The sequence below is a fragment of the Agrobacterium sp. 10MFCol1.1 genome, assembly GCF_000381165.1.
In the GTDB taxonomy this organism is placed as follows: Bacteria; Pseudomonadota; Alphaproteobacteria; order Rhizobiales; family Rhizobiaceae; genus Agrobacterium; species Agrobacterium tumefaciens.
Map to the genome: position 1 here is coordinate 148,896 of NZ_KB906073.1, position 17,985 is coordinate 166,880.

13 protein-coding genes are annotated in these 17,985 nt (G+C 60.2%); 4 read left to right on the top strand and 9 right to left on the bottom strand.

Features of this window, described 5'->3' with window-relative positions; all coding sequences use genetic code 11:
- Positions 1–30 precede the first annotated feature (30 nt).
- Positions 31–468 carry an EamA family transporter gene (locus F617_RS0105405; RefSeq protein WP_019564660.1) on the top strand — a complete coding sequence of 146 codons (438 nt, stop codon included), beginning with the start codon at positions 31–33 and terminating at the stop codon, positions 466–468.
- Between the two features lie 56 nt (positions 469–524).
- Here F617_RS0105405 and F617_RS0105410 read toward each other — a convergent pair whose 3' ends face one another.
- Both F617_RS0105410 and F617_RS0105415 read right to left on the bottom strand, forming a co-directional pair.
- Complete coding sequence (locus tag F617_RS0105410) at positions 525–1,877, bottom strand: aspartate aminotransferase family protein (protein WP_019564661.1); 1,353 nt, start codon at positions 1,875–1,877, stop codon at positions 525–527.
- Positions 1,878–1,915: 38 nt separating this feature from the next.
- Entirely contained in the window at positions 1,916–2,650 is a 735-nt protein-coding gene (locus tag F617_RS0105415; RefSeq protein ID WP_003510849.1) for an SDR family NAD(P)-dependent oxidoreductase, read from the bottom strand.
- A gap of 233 nt (positions 2,651–2,883) precedes the next feature.
- Between F617_RS0105415 and F617_RS0105420 the strand changes: the two genes are divergently transcribed.
- Entirely contained in the window at positions 2,884–4,530 is a 1,647-nt protein-coding gene (locus F617_RS0105420; protein ID WP_019564662.1) for a GNAT family N-acetyltransferase, read from the top strand.
- A 60-nt stretch (positions 4,531–4,590) separates the two neighbouring features.
- The gene (locus F617_RS0105425) at positions 4,591–5,745 is read left to right on the top strand and encodes an amidohydrolase (protein WP_019564663.1); all 1,155 of its coding nucleotides are present in this window, start codon (positions 4,591–4,593) and stop codon (positions 5,743–5,745) included.
- A gap of 30 nt (positions 5,746–5,775) precedes the next feature.
- On the opposite strand, the gene F617_RS0105430 is transcribed toward F617_RS0105425, so the two are convergent.
- The 5 genes from F617_RS0105430 to bcsN form a co-directional block, all read right to left on the bottom strand.
- A complete protein-coding gene (locus F617_RS0105430) occupies positions 5,776–8,124 on the bottom strand; it encodes a cellulose synthesis protein (RefSeq protein WP_019564664.1) in 2,349 nt (782 codons plus the stop codon).
- A complete protein-coding gene (locus F617_RS0105435) occupies positions 8,121–9,176 on the bottom strand; it encodes a glycosyl hydrolase family 8 (protein ID WP_019564665.1) in 1,056 nt (351 codons plus the stop codon). Before F617_RS0105435 ends, F617_RS0105430 begins: the two co-directional genes overlap by 4 nt.
- Entirely contained in the window at positions 9,173–11,659 is a 2,487-nt protein-coding gene (locus F617_RS0105440; protein WP_019564666.1) for a cellulose biosynthesis cyclic di-GMP-binding regulatory protein BcsB, read from the bottom strand. The genes F617_RS0105435 and F617_RS0105440 overlap by 4 nt, the downstream gene beginning before the upstream one ends.
- Entirely contained in the window at positions 11,656–13,845 is a 2,190-nt protein-coding gene (bcsA, locus tag F617_RS0105445) for a UDP-forming cellulose synthase catalytic subunit (protein WP_003510865.1), read from the bottom strand. Before bcsA ends, F617_RS0105440 begins: the two co-directional genes overlap by 4 nt.
- Before the next feature lie 82 nt (positions 13,846–13,927).
- A complete protein-coding gene (gene bcsN, locus F617_RS0105450; protein WP_019564667.1) occupies positions 13,928–14,827 on the bottom strand; it encodes a cellulose biosynthesis protein BcsN in 900 nt (299 codons plus the stop codon).
- A 433-nt stretch (positions 14,828–15,260) separates the two neighbouring features.
- Here bcsN and F617_RS0105455 point away from each other — a divergent pair, with 433 nt between their 5' ends.
- Positions 15,261–16,445, top strand: a complete 1,185-nt coding sequence (locus tag F617_RS0105455; RefSeq protein ID WP_019564668.1) for an AGE family epimerase/isomerase — start codon at positions 15,261–15,263, stop codon at positions 16,443–16,445.
- 48 nt (positions 16,446–16,493) lie between these two features.
- Here the strand turns inward: F617_RS0105455 and F617_RS0105460 are convergent, their stop codons facing one another.
- Together F617_RS0105460 and F617_RS0105465 are read right to left on the bottom strand one after the other, a co-directional pair.
- On the bottom strand, positions 16,494–17,459 hold the full coding sequence (locus tag F617_RS0105460; RefSeq protein ID WP_003510877.1) for a glycoside hydrolase family 26 protein: 966 nt from the start codon (positions 17,457–17,459) through the stop codon (positions 16,494–16,496).
- Positions 17,460–17,471: 12 nt separating this feature from the next.
- Positions 17,472–17,975 carry a DUF995 domain-containing protein gene (locus tag F617_RS0105465; protein WP_003510879.1) on the bottom strand — a complete coding sequence of 168 codons (504 nt, stop codon included), beginning with the start codon at positions 17,973–17,975 and terminating at the stop codon, positions 17,472–17,474.
- Positions 17,976–17,985 lie beyond the last annotated feature (10 nt).

Below are 17,985 nucleotides of genomic sequence, written 5' to 3' on the forward strand. Positions count from 1 at the left end.
GAACGAATGCGAAAAACGGAGTAGGCCCTTATGAAGAACCTGTTTCTGGCCTGGCAATTCTGGGCACTGCTATCGGCGGCCTTTGCGGCATTGACTGCGATTTTTGCGAAAATCGGCATCGAAAACGTCAATTCCGATTTCGCCACCTTCATACGCACCATCGTCATTCTCGCTGCCGCTGGCCTGATGGTTTATGTTACCGGCAACTGGCAACAGCCCTCCACCATTTCGGCGCGTACCTGGACCTTTCTCGTGCTTTCGGGGCTGGCGACCGGCGCATCTTGGATATGTTACTTCCGGGCGCTGAAAATCGGCGATGCCGCCCGCGTCGCCCCCATCGACAAGCTCAGTGTCGTGTTCGTCGCCGTCTTCGCGGTTCTGTTTCTGGGGGAACGGCTGTCGCTGCCCAACTGGCTGGGTGTGGTGCTAATCGCCTGCGGCGCGGTGCTTGTGGCATACCGGGGATAAGGCAAGCTAACAGCGGCGCCCGGCCGGACGAACCGGCCGGGACATTCGCAAAGTCATCAGGCGCGTGCGGCCGCAACCTTGTCCAGTCCCCGCTTAACGCCGGCGAACAGCTCATCAAGCTGCTCGGCCGTGATGATCAGCGGTGGGCAGAAGCAGATCGATTCGCCGATCGGGCGAGTGATCACGCCCTCATCCTCAATGCCGGCGGCAATGACGAGCGTCGCATCGCCCGGCTTCGTACCTTCCCACGGCTTTATCTCCAGCGCGCCAAGAAGACCGACGCCGCGCGAGGAATGCACCAGCGGATGGTCGGAAAGCGCTTTCAGATGATCGAGGAACTTGCCTTCCAGCCTCGCGACATTGCCGACCAGATCGCGCTCCTGAATAATCTTCAGGTTTTCGAGACCGACGGCCGTCGCGACCGGGTGGCCGGAGGCGGTATAACCATGGCCGAAGGAGCCGATCCGGTCGGATTCGTCGGCGATCGGCTGGTAAAAACCGTCATTCATGATGATCGCCGACAGCGGCATGTAGGATGAGGATATCTGCTTGGAAACAACAAGCACATCCGGCTTGATGCCGTAGGTCTCGCAGGCGAACATCTTGCCGGTGCGGCCGAACCCGCAGATGACCTCGTCCACGACAAGCAGAATGTCGTATTTCTTCAGGATCGCCTGCACACCTTCCCAATAACCTTCAGGCGGCAGAAGAACCCCGCCGGCACCCATCACCGGCTCGCCCCAGAAGGCGGCAACGGTTTCCGGGCCTTCGCTGAGGATCAGATCTTCGAGTTCCTTCAGAATACGCGCGGTAAAATCCGCCTCGCTTTCACCTTGCTTGCCGAAGTGCACATAGGAGGGGCAGGCCGTATGCAGCATGCGGTCCAGCGGCAGGTCGAAGCTTTCATGGTTGCGCGGCAGGCCGGTGATCGAGGCAGAGGCAATCGTCACGCCATGATAACCCTTGATGCGGCCAATGATCTTCTTCTTGTTCTTTTTGCCCAGCGCATTGGAGCGATACCACACCATCTTGGCAACGAGATCGTTCGCCTCCGATCCCGAAGACGTGAAATGAACCTTCGACATCGGCACTGGCGCAAGCTCGATCAGCAACTCGGCAAGATCGACCGACGGGCCGTGCGTCTTGTAGGAGAAGGTGTGGTAATAGGGCAGCTTCTGCATCTGCTTTGTCGCAGCGTCCACCAGTCGCTGTTCACCGAAGCCAAGCGCCACAGACCAAAGCCCTGCCATCGCCTCGATATAACGCTTGCCGCTGCTGTCGGTCACATAGATGCCTTCACCACTTTCGATGACCAGACCACCGGTCTTTTCGAATTTACGCAGATTGACGTTTGGATGCATCTGGTAGGCGATATCGCGTGCCTCGACGGAATTCGGCAGAATGGTCATGGGATAAAGGCTCCGTTTCGGTTGGATGGGCTGAAGCGTCAGACGTGCTGGCCGCCATTGATGAGAATTTCTGCGCCGTTGATGTAGCTCGACTGCTCCGAGCAGAGGAAGTAGATGGTCTGCGCCACCTCCGCCGTGGTGCCGAGCCGCCCGAGCGGGACCTGCGCTTCCACGAGTTCAGCGGTTCCGGGTGAAAGGATGGCGGTGTTGATTTCGCCGGGCGCTATGGCATTGGCGCGCACGCCGCGCGGCCCGAATTCATGCGCCAGCTCCCGTGTCAGCGCCGCAAGTCCCGCCTTCGATGCGGCATAGGCGACGCCGGCGAAAGGGTGCACCCGCGAGCCGACAATGGAGGTAACGTTGACGATGCAGCCTTTTGCCGCCTCCAGTTCCGGCAAAAGCGCACGGGCAAGAAGCGCCGTCGAGACGAGATTGACGTTTAGCACCCGCGTCCAAATCTCCGCCGTTGTGTCGGCAACGCCAAGGCGGCTACCGCCTTCGCCCTTCGGCGAGATTCCGGCATTGTTGACGAGTGCGGCCAGCTTTCCTTCCGGCAGGCGCGAGCGCACCTCGTCGGCCAGATCGTCGATGCGGGACAGGTCCTCCAGATCGGCCTGGATATGGCTTTCGCGCGCGGATGGCCAGCGGCATTCCTCCGAAAAGGGTTGCCGCGATACGGTCAGGATTCTCCAGCCTTTTTCCTGAAACAGCTTGACGGTGGCATGCCCTATTCCGCGGCTCGCACCAGTCAAAAGCATAAAAGGAACAGCCATGAAAGAACTCCTTTGCCATGCGAACCGTTGAGCCGGTCGCGCATTCAGCCCGCATGTTAGAGTGCTGCGACCCGCTGACAAGGGCTATTTTGTCGCGGTGCACGAATGGGAGCCGCGTTACGGGCTAATCCCATTTGATATAGGCCTTTCACCCGAAGGGAATATTTGAAGCCGGCCATTTGCTCATAAAATGCAATCTCCCGAATCTGTGATCCGTATTGGGAGGGGGACGAATGCGTATCGACATCATCGACACCGACGCCGGCTTCGAGGCGATCCGGCAAAACTGGGAAACGGTGTTCATGGCCGATCCCCATTCCCGACACTTCCTGTCCTGGGGCTGGCTGCGGGATTACATGCCGCGCCGCAAGCGCTGGTTCATCCTGGCGCTCAGGGAACGCCCCGAAGGCTCGCCCTATGTGGCATTTTTTCCGCTGCGCATCGTCACCGAACCGGACAAGAAAACCGGCCGCTTCCACGACAGCATAGTCATGGCTGGCAATGCCGCGGCGGATTACACCGGCTTCATCACTCTGCCGGAATATGAAAATAACGCGGTTGCCGGTTTCTGTTCCTATATTCGGCAGCAGAACTGGACCGAACTCAAGCTCGACTATCTTTCCGGCCCACCGGAGCGGCGCGACGCGATGATCCGCGCGCTTCAGGGGCCGCTCGTCATGTTCCGCGACAACATGCCGACTAACCCCTATAACATCAACAATTGCATCTGCCCGGTCGTGGCCCTGCCGGACACGTTCGACTCCTATCTCGACAGCCATATGAGCAGCCAGTCCCGGCAAAAGCTCCGGCGCTTCATGAGGAAGGTGGAAAGCGGTGACGAATACCGCATCACCTTCGCAACGAGAGAAACAATCAAGCGGGACATGGGCATCCTGTTCGATTTCTGGCGCATCCGCTGGGCGCCGCACAAGGGCAAGGAGCGCACCGAACTGTTGATCGGCGCAACACGGCAAATGCTGATGGATGTGTATATACGCGGCGATCTGGAAGTGCCGGTCCTGTGGTTCGGCGACCAGCCGCTCGGCGCGCTTGCCAATATCATCGACCGGCAGAAAAAATCGGTATTGTTCTACATTACCGGTCGTGACGAGAACTGGAAGACCCCCTCACCCGGCCTCGTGCTGCACGGACACTGCATCCGCAGGGCGATCGAACAGGGTTTCAAGACTTATGATTTCCTGCGAGGCAACGAGCCGTACAAATATTTCTTCGGCCCGGAGGAGCACAAGCTCAGCTGCACGCTGTTCCGCACCCGCTCGGGCGACAATCTCGGCGGCAAGCTCCACCCGCGCAGCATACGCTTCGTCTACGAAGAGGGTCTCAAACTTTATAAGACGGGCAAGAAGGCGGCCGCCAACATCGCCTTTTCCCAGGTGCTGGCAGCCGCGCCCGATCACCTTGGCGCACAATTCGGGCTGGCCAATCTGACCTTCGACCGCGGTGAATTCCGCGAAGCGGAAATCGCTTTCCTCGGTCTCCTCGGCAGCGGTCAGGACCCGGTTCTGCTTTGGATGCGCATAGGCGAAGCGCGGTTGGCGCAACGGCAATATCACGAGGCGTCCGAAGCATTCCGTCAGGTGACCAATCGCGCCCCCTTCCACCGCGAGGCGCTCTACAAATGCGCCGTGGCGCTGATTGCGGCCGAAAGAACGATGGAAGGCGCCGAAATCCTCGACAGATTGCAGCATTACCATTCTGACGACGCTACGCATCTGGAATATGCCGAAAAGGCGCGCGCAGCCCTTGCCCGGCTGGAACTGGGAAAGGCCAGGATTCCGCTGCCTGCCGATGTCATCACGCTGAGCGCCAGGCCAAAATCGACGGGCAAGCGCTGGCGTCCGCCAAAGGTTTTGCATTGAACGTAATGACCTGTAAGTTGCGGCAGAAAAAATCGGCCGGACGACTTGCAAGGGTTTTTTATGTTTCTGACCAACAAGGATATGCTTGACCTCATCGAGCTGCGCCATGATCTGCACCGCCATCCGGAAATTTCCGGCGAGGAGAAGGAAACAGCGCGGCGTATTCGCGATTTCCTCGAGCAGGCAAAACCGGATCGGATGTTCACCGATCTGGGTGGTCATGGCGTGGCAGCGGTCTATGACAGCGGCAAAAGCGGTCCGGTAGTCCTCATCCGCTCGGAACTCGACGCTCTGCCCATTCAGGAAAAAACCGACGCCGAATACCGCTCCGGCACAGATGGTAAGGGCCATCTTTGCGGCCATGACGGTCATTCCACCATTCTGACGGCGCTTGCACTTGGACTTTCCAGAAAGCGCCCGGAAACCGGCAGCGTCGTACTGCTCTACCAACCGGCAGAAGAGACAGGTGCGGGCGCGGCCGCCGTCATCGCCGATCCGCGCTTTGGCGAGATGAAGCCGGATTATTCCTTTTCTCTTCACAATCTTCCAGGCCTGCCATTCGGCCATGTCAGCGTGGTGGAAGGGCCGGTCAACTGCGCATCACGCGGCATCAAAATCCGCTTCTCCGGCAAGACCGCGCACGCCTCCTCACCGGAGCATGGCGTCTCGCCGATGCGGGCGATATCTGAGTTGATGCCGGCTTTGACCGATCTCGGTTCCGGCTTTCCACCGCAACCCGATTTTTCGATGGTGACAATCACCCATGCCGTGATGGGTGAAGCGGCCTTCGGCATTTCTCCGGCAGATGCGGAAATCTGGGCGACGCTCCGGACGCTGACAGACGACCGAATGGAAAAACTCTGCGCAGATGCGGAAGCGCTGGCAAAAAAGGTGGCCGAAGAACAGAAACTGACACTCGATATCGCCTATGACGATATTTTCCTGCATTGCGAAAATGCGCCGGAAGCCGTCGACCATATCCTGCGGGCGCTGACTGCAGAGAAAATTTCCCACGGTTCGGAAGGTTTGCCGATGCGAGCCTCCGAGGATTTCGGAAGGTTCCGCGCCGTCTCGTCATCGGCCATGTTCTTTTTGGGTGCAGGCAAGGACTATCCCAACCTGCACAATCCCGACTACGACTTTCCGGATGGGCTGATCGATATCGGCGCACGCATCTTCATGCGCATCATCCGCAACCTCACAGACGCGGGGTAAGCAGCGGCAGCCCATTGCCGCCCCACGCCATCAGCCGCCCTGGGGCCCTCTGCTCGGCCGGGCGGCACGGACAGCTGCCAGTCCCCTGATGCCCTCCTTATCGCCAATGGACGTCAGACTTTCGAAAATCTGCGCAGCATCGGCGTAGCGGTTCATGGCAAGATAGGAATAACCGCGCAATACCATGAGATCGGTGCGCTCATCGGCAAGCCGCGCACGCTGATCAAGCAGGAGAAGCGTTTCCGCATAACGTTTGGACTGGAAGGCGGAAACCGCTCTGTCGGCCAGGATTGAAACCTGCAACTCAGTCGCGCGCGGGCGGTCCATGCGCGATTTCGTCGCCGAGACAGCGGCATGGTCCGTCAGCCCCATGCGCAGATAGGCAAGGCTCTGGCCATAGGCCGCATCGCTTTTAACAGTCGACTGGCCACCGGCAATTGCGGATTCGAAAGCCTTCAGGGCTTCCGCCGGCCGGTTGGTCTCCATCAGGCACCAGCCGAGATCAAGCGCCTGCTGTGCGGGCAGGCGCTGGGGATCGGGATAGACCGCGCAGGAGCGTGGACGTGACGAGGCACTTACGGTCCTCTGCGTCTGCGCTGGCAGACGCGCCTGCTTGCGCGAAGGTTCCGGAGCCGGCTGCTGGACAGACGGCTGGGGCTGGCTATAAGCCACCACTGTCTCAGACTGCGGCGCATAGGGCGCGGGTGCCGTTGTCTGGGAAGCTGTGGCGACAGGCGGTGCGGTGACGGGCGCTATCTGCTGCGCGGACTGGTCCACCATACGTGCCGTTCCCACATCAGCGATGCGTTGCGAGCGGCTTGCCCATTGCTGCTGTATGCTGCGCAGACCGGCGAGATTGCGCAGATCGTGATAGCTGACTGCCATGCCATAGGCCGATGGTTCGTCATCGGCTTTCCAGCCAAGCGCAGTGCTGAACCATTGCAAGGCGAGCGGCGTCTGCCGGAAAGCAAGCGAATACCAGCCGAACTGCTGCGCGGTCGCCGCATCCTTGCGAGTTATTGTTTCAGCGGCGATGCGCTGCAACACATCCGGCGGAAGGACCACAGGCGGCTCAAGCGCCAGAAGATTGGCTGTCGCGGCAAGATAGGTCGCAAGCCCGTCGTCCGAAGCGGTGCGCCACTTATACATGACCTCCTCAGCTTCACGTGGCTCGTTGCGGTCGATCAGCGCCAGCGCCAACCCCTGCGAAGCAGACGCGCTGTCTTCCTCTTCCCGCGCCTTGCGAAACCACTTTTCCGCCTCCGCCATGTTCTTCTGGCGGATATTATACCAGCCGAGCAACAGGGCATCGCTTGCAAGCTTGTCGGTCTCGGCAAGCCTTTCAAGCCGCATCAGATAGGCGGAAGGAACGGAAATTCCCTCCTTCTCCCCTGCCTTCGCCACGAATTGGCGGGCGAGATCGTTCTTGACCGGTTCGAATTCCAGCTGACCGTCTGCGTTGGGCTTTTCCTTGGCAAGCAAATCGCCGATCATCTCCGCCGGCAAAAGCGCGGACGCCTTCTGCACCGTGGCGAGCCTGTCGCTTGGCGTCGTGCAATTGTTGAGAATGTAGAGATAGGCGTCGCGCGCCCGTCCCATGCGGTCGGTATTGGCAAACGCATCGGCAACCCGCCACAGGACATCCACCTCGCTACAGGTCAGCAGGCCGGGATTGCTGGCGGCCGCGTCCACCACTGTCGCATATTGCTTGAGATCGGAAGCGTTGACGAGCCGCTGGCGGGCCTCGGCGAGGGAAAGCATGCCGGTCAGATTGTCGGGAGGCTGCCAGCCGGGTTCCGCCTGCTGGCGGTCGGCGATCGCCTTTCTGACCTCGGCGTAACGGCCGTCGCTATAAAGCTGCCACATGGCATCGAGCCGGGGATCGCCGTTAACGGGAATGGCGAGCGGATCGGCAGGCGGTGTCCAGTTCGGATAGAGCGTGCGCAGCCTCGCGATTTCGGCCTGAAGGCGCTGGGTATCGCCCTTGGCCGCGAAATAGCGCAGCGCGCTGAGATCGACCTCGAGCATGTCTGATGACGCCGGCTGGGTCTGGCGGGGTGCGGGCGCCTGCGCCATTTGGGGCTGCGATATCTGTCCACCCGTCTGTGTCTGCGTAACCGGCGGTTGCGGATCAGTCGCCGGCACCGTTACCGCTGGCGTCACGGGTTGGGTTAGCTGCGCCATCTCGCGATTTTTAAGGAACGCGTTGATCTGGGCCGGATTGGCTGCCGCTGGAGAAACGCGCTGCGCCGCACGGTTGCCGCCAACCGCCGAAGTATGAATGTCCGATACACGTCCGAGAATGGTGTCGCGCCAGTGGAAGGCGGCGAGAGCAATCAGAAGCAGGATGAGAGCCGAGGTAGACAGCGGTTTGTTCATCGGCACTCCCCGTTATTCCTTGCCAGAAACGACAATGCCAGAAGATGCAATGTAGAAGGATAATAAAGCGTTGGCTGAAAGCCTTTCAGTTCGGCAGGCACAGCCGGGCCGCCGCCGGCGCAGGCTGCGAGCGCCGGAATGATGCGATAACCGGGATCCGACAGAACGTCCTTGACCGCGCCGCTCTTGAGATCGAAGGTTCCCGCAGCACCGCTTTCCAGCGTCATGCCGTTTTTCAGGCGGTCAAGCAGCTCCGGCGAGCCCATTTTCGCCCTTGCAAGATAAAGCGGAATCCGCACCGCATTGTAACCGAACTCGGGCGGAAACGCCGATGCCGGTTGCGGTTTCGTCTTCATCGACACCCAGTCGGCGGGCAGTTTCCTGTCGCTGAAAGCAAATGTGGCGATCTGCGCCACGCCGTCGTCGGCAAGCGCCTTCCAGAGTGGCGATGGTGCGACGAGATTGAGGACCGGAAATGCTTCGAAAATCAGATAGGAAGGATTGACCACCGGGCCGTCGCCCCGGTCAACCTCGCCAAAGCCGCTGGCGGCGGGCAAAAGCAGCGTTCGCCCGCCGCGCTGAACGACAGTCTTCTTGAGGACCGCCGATGCGATGGCCGCCGATGCCTCTGCATAGTCCTGCCGGTTCCACTGCGCGGCAGCCAGCGCCAGCGCGTAGGCAATCAGAATATCGCCATCCGTGGCATTGTTGATGTCAGTCACATGCGGTCTGGTGCGCGGGTCCCATTTCCACGCGGAGAGACCGTCGTCGCGCACCAGGAGTTCCGTGCGGGTAAAACTCCATATCAGCTCGAAGTCGGCAATGTTCTCTGAAAGAACGGCAAGCCACATGCCGTAACCCTGGCCTTCGCTGTGGCTGATATTGCCGTTACCGGTATCGATGATGCGCCCGCCGGGATCGAGAAACGCACTTTTATAGGCCGACCAGGCCTCAGGCGAGACAGATGCGGCGCGGGCAATCGAGATGCCTGAGATCAACGCCATCAGCGACACGCAGAAAATGCCGGCAAGTCTAAAAATCCCACGCCTCATCGGTGTCGCCCCATCATACGCAGCATCGCGAAGGTGGCAAAGCCCAGGAGCGACACGAACCCGATGAATGCCAGCGAATAGGAAAGAACATTGGAAGACAGCCAATTAGCAGCGATCAACCTCCAGTTCGAGAGGGAAAACGCCCGCGTGACATAGAAATACGGCTGCCCCACCTCGACCGTTTCGATCTTTTCTGCACCGGCATCGTAAGCTGCGACCCGCCCGGTGACGTCGCGCCAATGGTTTTCACGCACCATCGAAGACATGCCGTCACGAAGCTCCGCCGACGTCGGGGCGGTAGCCAGCGTCCAGACCCCTTCGCCGGAAGGGCTTAGACCCTGCACCAGCATGAAGGAGACATTGCCGGGCGGCGCATAGGGCTGCTCGGCCGCCGGCAGGAAACGCAGCGTATCGGAACTCAGATCGAAATTCCGCTTCATCCACTCCTCAAAGGAGGAAACCTGGCCTTGCCAGATGCCGCCGTCCACCCGCTCTCGCCAGTCATTAAAGAGGGTTTCGCTGTTCTGCGCAGGCGGCTGAACGCCCGTTCCCATTTTCCAGGATATCTGGCTGGAAGGGACAAGATTGAACTGGCTGATCAGCGATTGCGGGAACTGCGAAATCGTCCCGACGAACAGGGCGTCACGGTCGCCGATCACCAGCGGAGAGGCCACGGTCTCGACATTGATCGGATATCCCGCAGCGCTTGCCAGCCGGCTGACCAATGTCGCCGCCGCCGACATGGTGTCGTTATCGAAACGATCAAGCGACAGCGCGACGGGATTTGCGGCAAACCTGTAGGGCTGCCCGGCACCGGACATCGCGGCGAGATCCGGTTTGCGACCGATCTGCGCGTAATCGGGAATATGGATTTCCGATGTGTCGAACAGGGCAAAACGCGGGGTCGTACTGGCCGGCGCTCCCGGCGCGCAGACCTGATCCTGCGCCGTCATCAACACGGCCTCGATGGTGATCTTGTTCGGGCCAGGCTTGAAGTGGCGCATCGTCACATTGATGGGCAGATGCCGGAAAATGCCGCCACCATTGTTGGAGATCGGCACGGTCGAGGCGATCTCGTCATTGACGTAGATGTCTATATGGCTACCGGGCAGCACCTGCGAGGAATAGGCGGCATCGAGCAGCATGGCCGCCTCGCCATAGGCCGACGCATAAAAATCGGCGGGCATGCCGACGTAGAATTCGTTGCGGAAACGCCGTCCACCAAATTCGCTGCTCTCAAGCCCAAGCTCGGAAAGCGCGATGCGACGGTCCGACATGACGAGCGGTACATCCGGCGCATGCCAGCTGCGAGTGGAAAAGGTCGTTCTCTGGGCACCGGGCGTGCGCGCGATCGAGGAAAACAGCGTCTCAATCGCCGCCTGTACCGCCTGCGGGGTGGGACCGCTGACGAAGAGCGGCGAGAGGCCACCCGGTGCAGTGGTATCGAAGCCGGCAAAAGCACCCGCCGACGCCTCGGGCGGCACCGCGCCGGTGAAGCCGGCAATCTCGCGTGCGGTGCCGACAAGAACCACCAGCGTTCCCGCCTTGCGTTCGGCGGAGGGTGCTGCCACGAAACGGATCGTCTGGTTCGGCATCTGGGTTCGGAGTGCCAGAGCCTGAGAAAGGCGCAGCAGCGAATCTGCAAATGCCGGATTGCCGAGGGCAGGTGCAACGATCTCGATCGACGTTGCCGCCTTGGCGTCCGGACCGGTTGCCTGGATATCGTCGATATTGGTGAAGTTGCCCGCGACATCGGCGTTAAAGCCGATATAGGTATTTGCCGGATTAACATCGGTCCACAGATCATAAGTGGACTGGATTGTGCAATCGGTTCTGTGGCGCTGCTGCACGCCAAGCGTCACGACATTCGCGCCCACCTGCAGGACACCGGGTGGAATTTTCAAGGAAACATTGCCCTCACCGTCGGGCGCCTCAATGCGCGCCGTCTCCAGCGGAACATTGTTGAGGCTGACCTGGAAATTCGAGTCTTCCGGCGCGACCACGATGGCGTTCTGATAACCAATATTCAGCGAAACGGCGGCATTCACCTGCTCGGGCGTCAGATAAATGCTCCACTGCCGCCGATCCATTTCGCCGGAAAGGCTGAGCTTTTCGTACGGCAAGATATACCGGCGACGGCTATCCGCCGCGGGTGACGATGCCTGAACGGGTGCGGGTCTCGCCTGACCCTGCGGCGGCATGGATACGGGTGGCGTCAGCGGCCGCAGCGGCGGTTGCGGCGCAGGTGCGGGCTGCATTACCACAGGAGGCTGGCCCACTGCAGGCTGGGTCGATTGCTGGGCTGGCTGCGGCTGGCGCGGTACAGCTGGGGGAAGTGTCGGCGACGGCACGGGTGCCGGGGCTGTCTGTGCGGGCTTCTCCGGCGACATGTCGAAGGGTGAGGACTGCGCCATCGCACCGGTTGCGACGACACCCAACATCAGCGCTGTCAGTGAACTCCTGATCGTTTTACCGCCGTTCATTTTACAACTCCGGCAGGTTTGACGGTTTTGGAGGCGGGCCGGAGCGCCTTGGCCAGATAGAACAGGCCGCGCTGCGTCTGGAAGAGCGATATCGCCAGAAAGATCGCCGTGCCTCTGATGAGGCCGGGGTTCTTGCGGCGCACGCGCTGGAACTCGCTCCATTGCTCGGAATTGGCGAAGATCAGGTCGGCGATCAGGCGATGATCGATGGCGCGCTGCGGCGAGAATGTGCAGCCTATGGAAATGAAACCGTCGTTCCGGACCGTGCGGACCACATTGATGGTCATGGTTTCCGGCACGCCCTCGCTATGAGGCTTCACCCTAATGATCGCTGTCGTGTTCTTTTCGATAGCGGTGGTGCTGTCGAAAAGATTGATCAGCAGGCCATGCACCGACACGTTGTCAATGGAGGCCGGCACCCATGCGTCACTACCCTCAAGCTTGACCTCGCAGCGCCGCTTGACGGTGATGCGCCGCGACGCCGATTTTTCGCCGCGCTCGGAGACGACGCCAAGCGCACAGCCCGCGAAGATAAGGTTGAGCAGGTTCCAGCCGCCGACGACGAGTGTGACGTCCGCCTTGTATGGCTCGGCGTAGATGCGCCAGATGGCAAAGGCCATCGCAACCAGCAAAAGTGCGAAAATGACAAAGAACGGGCGGCTGATTTCCGAAAGCCGCGCCTCGGCGATGGATTCGTCCTTCGCCGTCACCTTGAAGGTCGGCTTGCCGGGATTGAAGATCACCGACACGACGGCTGGCAGAAGGTGGACCGTCTGCACATATTCGTAGAGTTCAGAAATCCACGGCCAGCGGAAGCTGCCATAGAGATAGTTCTGCATCATCAGGTTCACGAGCATATACGCGGCCGTATAAGCCAAAAACTCGCCGCCGGAAGCCACGAAAATCTGAAGATCGAAGAACAGGTAGAACAACGGCGCAAACAGGAAGATCGTGCGCGGGAACGGGAAAAGCCAGAACAGCGTCGACGACATGTAGCAAAGACGCTGCGTGAAGGAGAGACCACGGCGGAACAGAGGCTGGCGAAAGATCAGGATCTGCATCATGCCCTGCGCCCAGCGGCTGCGCTGGCCGATGAAGCTTGCGAAGGTGGCCGGTTGCAGCCCGGCGATCAGGGGCTTGTCGACATAGACGCTGTTCCAGCCGCGCGAATGCAGCGCGAGCGCCGTTTCGCAGTCCTCGGTGATGCTGACGCCGCTGAACCCTTCCGTATCCAGCAGTGCCTCGCGCCGCAGCACGGCGGCGGAACCACAGAAAAACGCGCCGTTCCACTTGTCGAGACCGCGCTGGATGATGCCGTAAAACATCTCGTTTTCGCTCGGCATCGTCTCGAAGGTGCGCAGATTGCGCTCGATCGGATCGGGATTGACGAAGAAGTGCGGCGTCTGCACCAGGAAGAGCCGGGGATCTTCCTCGAAATAGCCCACCGTTTCCAGAAGGAAATCGCGCGCCGGCGCATGGTCGGCGTCAAACACCGTCACCAGTTCGCCGGTGGAATGGGCGAGGCCGTTATTGAGATTTCCGGCCTTGGCGTGGACGTTGCGCTCGCGCGTCAGATAACGCACGTCGAGGTCCTCGCAAAGCTTCTTCAACTCCTCATGGCGGCGCTGTGCCGCCTGCGCCTCGACGATATTGCTGGCATTGCGCTTCTGCACCGAGCCGCCGTCGTCCAACAGCCAGACGGTGAACTTGTCGGCCGGGTAATCCATGTTCTTGGCCGCCGCCAGCGTATTGGCGAGAAGCTCCGCGTCCTCGTTGTAACTCGGCACGAAAACATCGACCGTCGGCCGGTAATCGGGCGAGCCAGGCCGGGTCTTGCGGGAAGGCAGCGGCATCGACACGATGACGAGGCTGAGACCCAGCATCACGACGCTGTACATTTCAGCGAGATAAAGCAGAAAGCCGGGAATGAAGTTTTCGAGCTGGTTGACGGGCGGCAGCGTGCTCGTGGTGCGCCAATAGACATAGCGAAGCACGATGGCCGTGCCGAAACCAAGCGCCACGAGCCGCCAGGCTCCCTGCCCGTTGAAACTCTTTATTGTAGCGAGAAGTACGAGCGAGATCGCCGTGGCGACCAGGTGCGTCTGCAGGCTGACCGGCATCGTGACGATGGCCAGAACGCAAAGCGACACAAGAAACCAGACAATGATTGTGATGGCCTTGTTCATCCCGAAACTTTCCGCTCTCTTCCCCGCCCGGAATTTTTACCGGGATCTTTTGCAATGCCCTCTTCTGCTGTTGCTCCAGCCATCACCTGCATCCCGGAGGCGCTGCCGAACCGGACAGACATGTGGGCGACGGAATAGCCACCTGCGGAACCTGCGTCGGCTGCTGGCTCTCCACCTGCACGCTGGCCGCGCGCCTGCCGACTACAGCAGGCCTTGCGGGCTGGGCGGGCGCGCCAACGGATGCGGGTGACGGAATACTGACTGCCGCCACCGGCGGTAGCGGCTGCGCCGTCGGCTGAACAGGCGTGACGGGTACGGCAGCACGGCGCACGGGTTGCAATGGTATGCTCGCAGTCACTTCACTGCCGGGCCGCATCGGCACCTCATTGGTCTTCATGGGATAGACCGGATGGCCCGGCCGCCCAAGGTTCTGATCCACCGCCTGCGGCGTGCCATAGGGGTTCCAGCTTTGCGAGGCATAGGTGCCGGTGATCGTGTAATTATACATGACCGTCAGAAGCTGCTCGACGCTTGCCCCCGACTGGCAGAGGCGCAGTCGCACCTTGATACGCCCCAGGTTGCGGAAATCCTGCCGCATGCTTTCGGGTGAGCGGATGTCCTGCCAGCCATAAAGGCAGGTATCGCTGCCCCGGCCCTTGCCGGCCGCATAAGAAAAGGCGCCGTAACCGTTCTGCAGATAATTCGCCGACATGACGATGTTCTCACCCGGAAACTCCGAGCGGATTTCCCGCGCGACGGAGGATGCCTTAAAGCCGGAGAAAGTCAAAGCATCGCGATCAGTGTCGCCGGCTTGCTGCGGACCGAAGAACTCGGCCTTGATGTAGTTCTGTCCGGGCGTAGCGGCTTCGGCGCGCAATACGACCTGCTGTGCCACGGCATTGGAGTAGGTGCGATTGACTACGGTGACGATTTCCGGACCGCCGGGCGGTGGGAAAACCAGTGCTTCGGACGCAGACAACATCTTTGCGCCCCCGAACGACCTGACGCCCGAGGGAGTATTGCAGCCCGAAAGAACTGCAATAGAGAATAGCAATGAAGTAAAGGCAGAAAATTTCACTGCCCCGTGCCCCTTTATTTCCCCAAGCCCTAACAGGTTAAAAGGAGACCGAATCACTAATGACCAGACCATTGTTACGAAATACTGGAGGCAGGCGAATAAGCAATATCAAATTTATATTGTAATTTCTGATGCTTTGTGGCCTCCGAATCGTTTCGGATCCCTTCTTTGCCGGACGAGACGACGGAACCAAATCGCGCTGGTGCGGGTTCGCTCGGCGTGAGGTCGATATTTTTACGGTTGCAGCGCAATATGTCCCATGGTCTACTTGCGTCTATAATGACGTATTTTTATTGATCACTTTTTTCATTCAACTGTAAAAACAGAGAGTTGACGCATGACTGTGCAATTTCCGAGTATCGTTCAGGCGCTGGCCGAAGAGATCGGAACCTTACGGAAATGGCTTGAAGAGGACGCACTGCCGCTGTGGTGGGAGGTTGGCTCCGCCCGTCCGGACGGCGGTTTTTACGAGCGCCTCGGCCAGGATGCGAAACCGGTTTTTTCTGATGACCGCCGCGCCCGCGTGCAGCCTCGTCAGGCCTATTGTTTCGCTGCCGCCGGCCAGAACGGCTGGCAGGGTCCGTGGAAGGATGCGTTGCTGCATGGGTTGAGCTGGTTCGAAAAGGTCTATCGCCTCGATAACGGCCTTTACGGCAACCTCGCCGACCAGACCGGCAAGCTGATCGATCCGTCCTTCGATCTCTACAATCAGGCTTTCGCGCTTTTCGCCGCAGCACAGACGGCCGCAGCCCTTCCCGACCGCAAGGACGAGATGCGTGCCCGGGCGCTCGAGATCCTCGCCGTCCTCAATCGCGACTACAAACACCCCGTCGCCGGCTTTGAGGAAGCGAACCCGCCGCGCACGCCGCTGTGCTCCAATCCGCATATGCATCTTTTCGAGGCGATGCTTGCCTGGGAAGTGCAGGACCCCGAAGGTCCATGGACCGCGCTGGCCGATGAGATCGCCGGCCTTGCACTCACCCGCTTCATCGATGGCAGCAATGGCGGGCTACGCGAATTCTTCGGCCATGACTGGATGCCGTTTGAAGGCGAGAAGGGCCGCATCATGGAGCCCGGTCACCAGTTCGAATGGGCCTGGCTTCTGGTGCGCTGGGGCAGCCTGCGCAACAATGACGAGGCAATCGCCAAGGCCAAGCGCATGTTCGAGATCGGCGAAGCGCATGGCATCTGCCCACGCCGCAAGGTCGCGATCATGAGCTTGTACGATGATTTTTCGGAACATGACGGGCTGGCACGGCTCTGGCCGCAGACGGAATGGCTGAAGGCAGCCTTGCGCCTTGCCAGCGTGACCATTGGTGAAGAAAGACAGCGTTATCTTGCCTCGGGCCTGAGGGCCATCGGCGCGCTGCAGCCTTTCCTCGACACACCGGTCAAAGGACTTTGGTTCGACAAATGGCCGGCCGACAAGCCGATGCTGGACGAACCGGCACCGGCCAGCACTTTCTACCACATCGTCTGCGCCATCTATGAGGCCGAGGCCGTACTCGCCTCCAGCCATTAGAGTCCGGGCGGGCGAGCGGGCCGGGCGTCCGCTCTACCCGCTCCAGCCTCAGTTAAGCCGCGCCGGGCGCACAACGCGCCAGTCGGGCTTGCCGAGATTGTGCGGCCATGGGTGCACGTCCTTGTCGTTGAAATAGACGACCTCTTCCAGCTTGGGAAAATCCGCCTGTTTGAGCGTCACGTCGTTCATCCATGGACGGACGTAGGAATCGCCGCCTTCATAACCCAGTTCAGCAACCCAGACCGGTTTATTGAAGGTTTCGACAAGCCCATAGCCCTTGCGCAGTAGATCGGTGAACTTCTGCGGCCCGCCATATTCGATCTTGTCATAGTCCTCGAGACCGAAGACCGAGAGACCGACCAGGTCCGCGTAATTGTCACCAGGATAGTAAGCGCGCAGACCGTCGAGACCTTTCGGCGACCACATCACCTTGACGCCGGGGACCGCCTTGCGGGTCATGTCCACCATGCGTTTGTAGGCCGTGATATAGTCCTGCGGGTTCCAGCCCGACCACGAGAAGCGGCCGGATGTGTCTTCCATTTCCTGTCCCCAACGCAGGATCAGCGGGCTCTTCATTGCGGACATGCGTGCGGCGATCGCCTGCATGTTCTTGTCGTAGTCGCCTCCCATCACCTTGCGACGCAACTCGTCGGAGGTGAGCCGCCAGTTGACGTCCCATGACCAGGGTTCGACCGTGATCAACACATTACGCTTGCGCTCCAGAGCATAGGCATCTGCGAGCGCGAGGCTGTCGAGATCCACGTCCTCCCAGGGCAGGAACAGATGTTCCGTCGCCACCCCGGTCTGGCCGGTGAAATCGCCGTGCGGATCGTAGGCGCCGAAGCGTATACCATCCGCGTGCAATGTCGGACGTTTGTCGGCAAGCGTCTTCATGCCCGTGGAGCCCATGGGCGCGACCCCCTGGGCATCCAGTTTGAATATGGGGTACATGCTGGCTGAAGCAGCAACAGCAGCCCCGCTTGCAAAGAGCAGTCTTCTTCTTGTTATTTGCATGACACTTTCCTCCTACCTCGTCGCAGTCATCGCCTTGCCATAGGCGGCGATTTGCGGGGTGACGTCGTCCTTGCGGACAAGTTTCAGGAATTCATCTCCGGGCCGTGGCGGATTATGCCGGAAGACGTACCAGGGGCCGCCCTGCTTGCGCTGGTAAAGCACCTGACCGATGCGACCGTGGTCGAAACACGTGTCTGCCTTGCCGTTTCCGGCATCGGTTTTCCAGGTAGCTCGCATGCACAGCGTACCTTTGGCATCGACAGTCCAGCGGCCTTCACCGACGGCCTTCTTGCCTTTCTCTTCAGTCAGGGCGATGAACTTGCGGCCATCGGCGATGAAGCGTCCGCCACCAGTCTCCCATTTCCAGGTCTTGTCGTAATACATATCTACGACTTCGCTGGTCCGGAGCGGTTTCGGCGTCTTCGTGCCGCCCGCGGCGTGGACGGCACTTGGCGCGATCACCGCAAGGCAGAGTACGAAAGCGGAGAACCCGCATTTGCTTATTGTTGTTCTCATCACAGCCTCC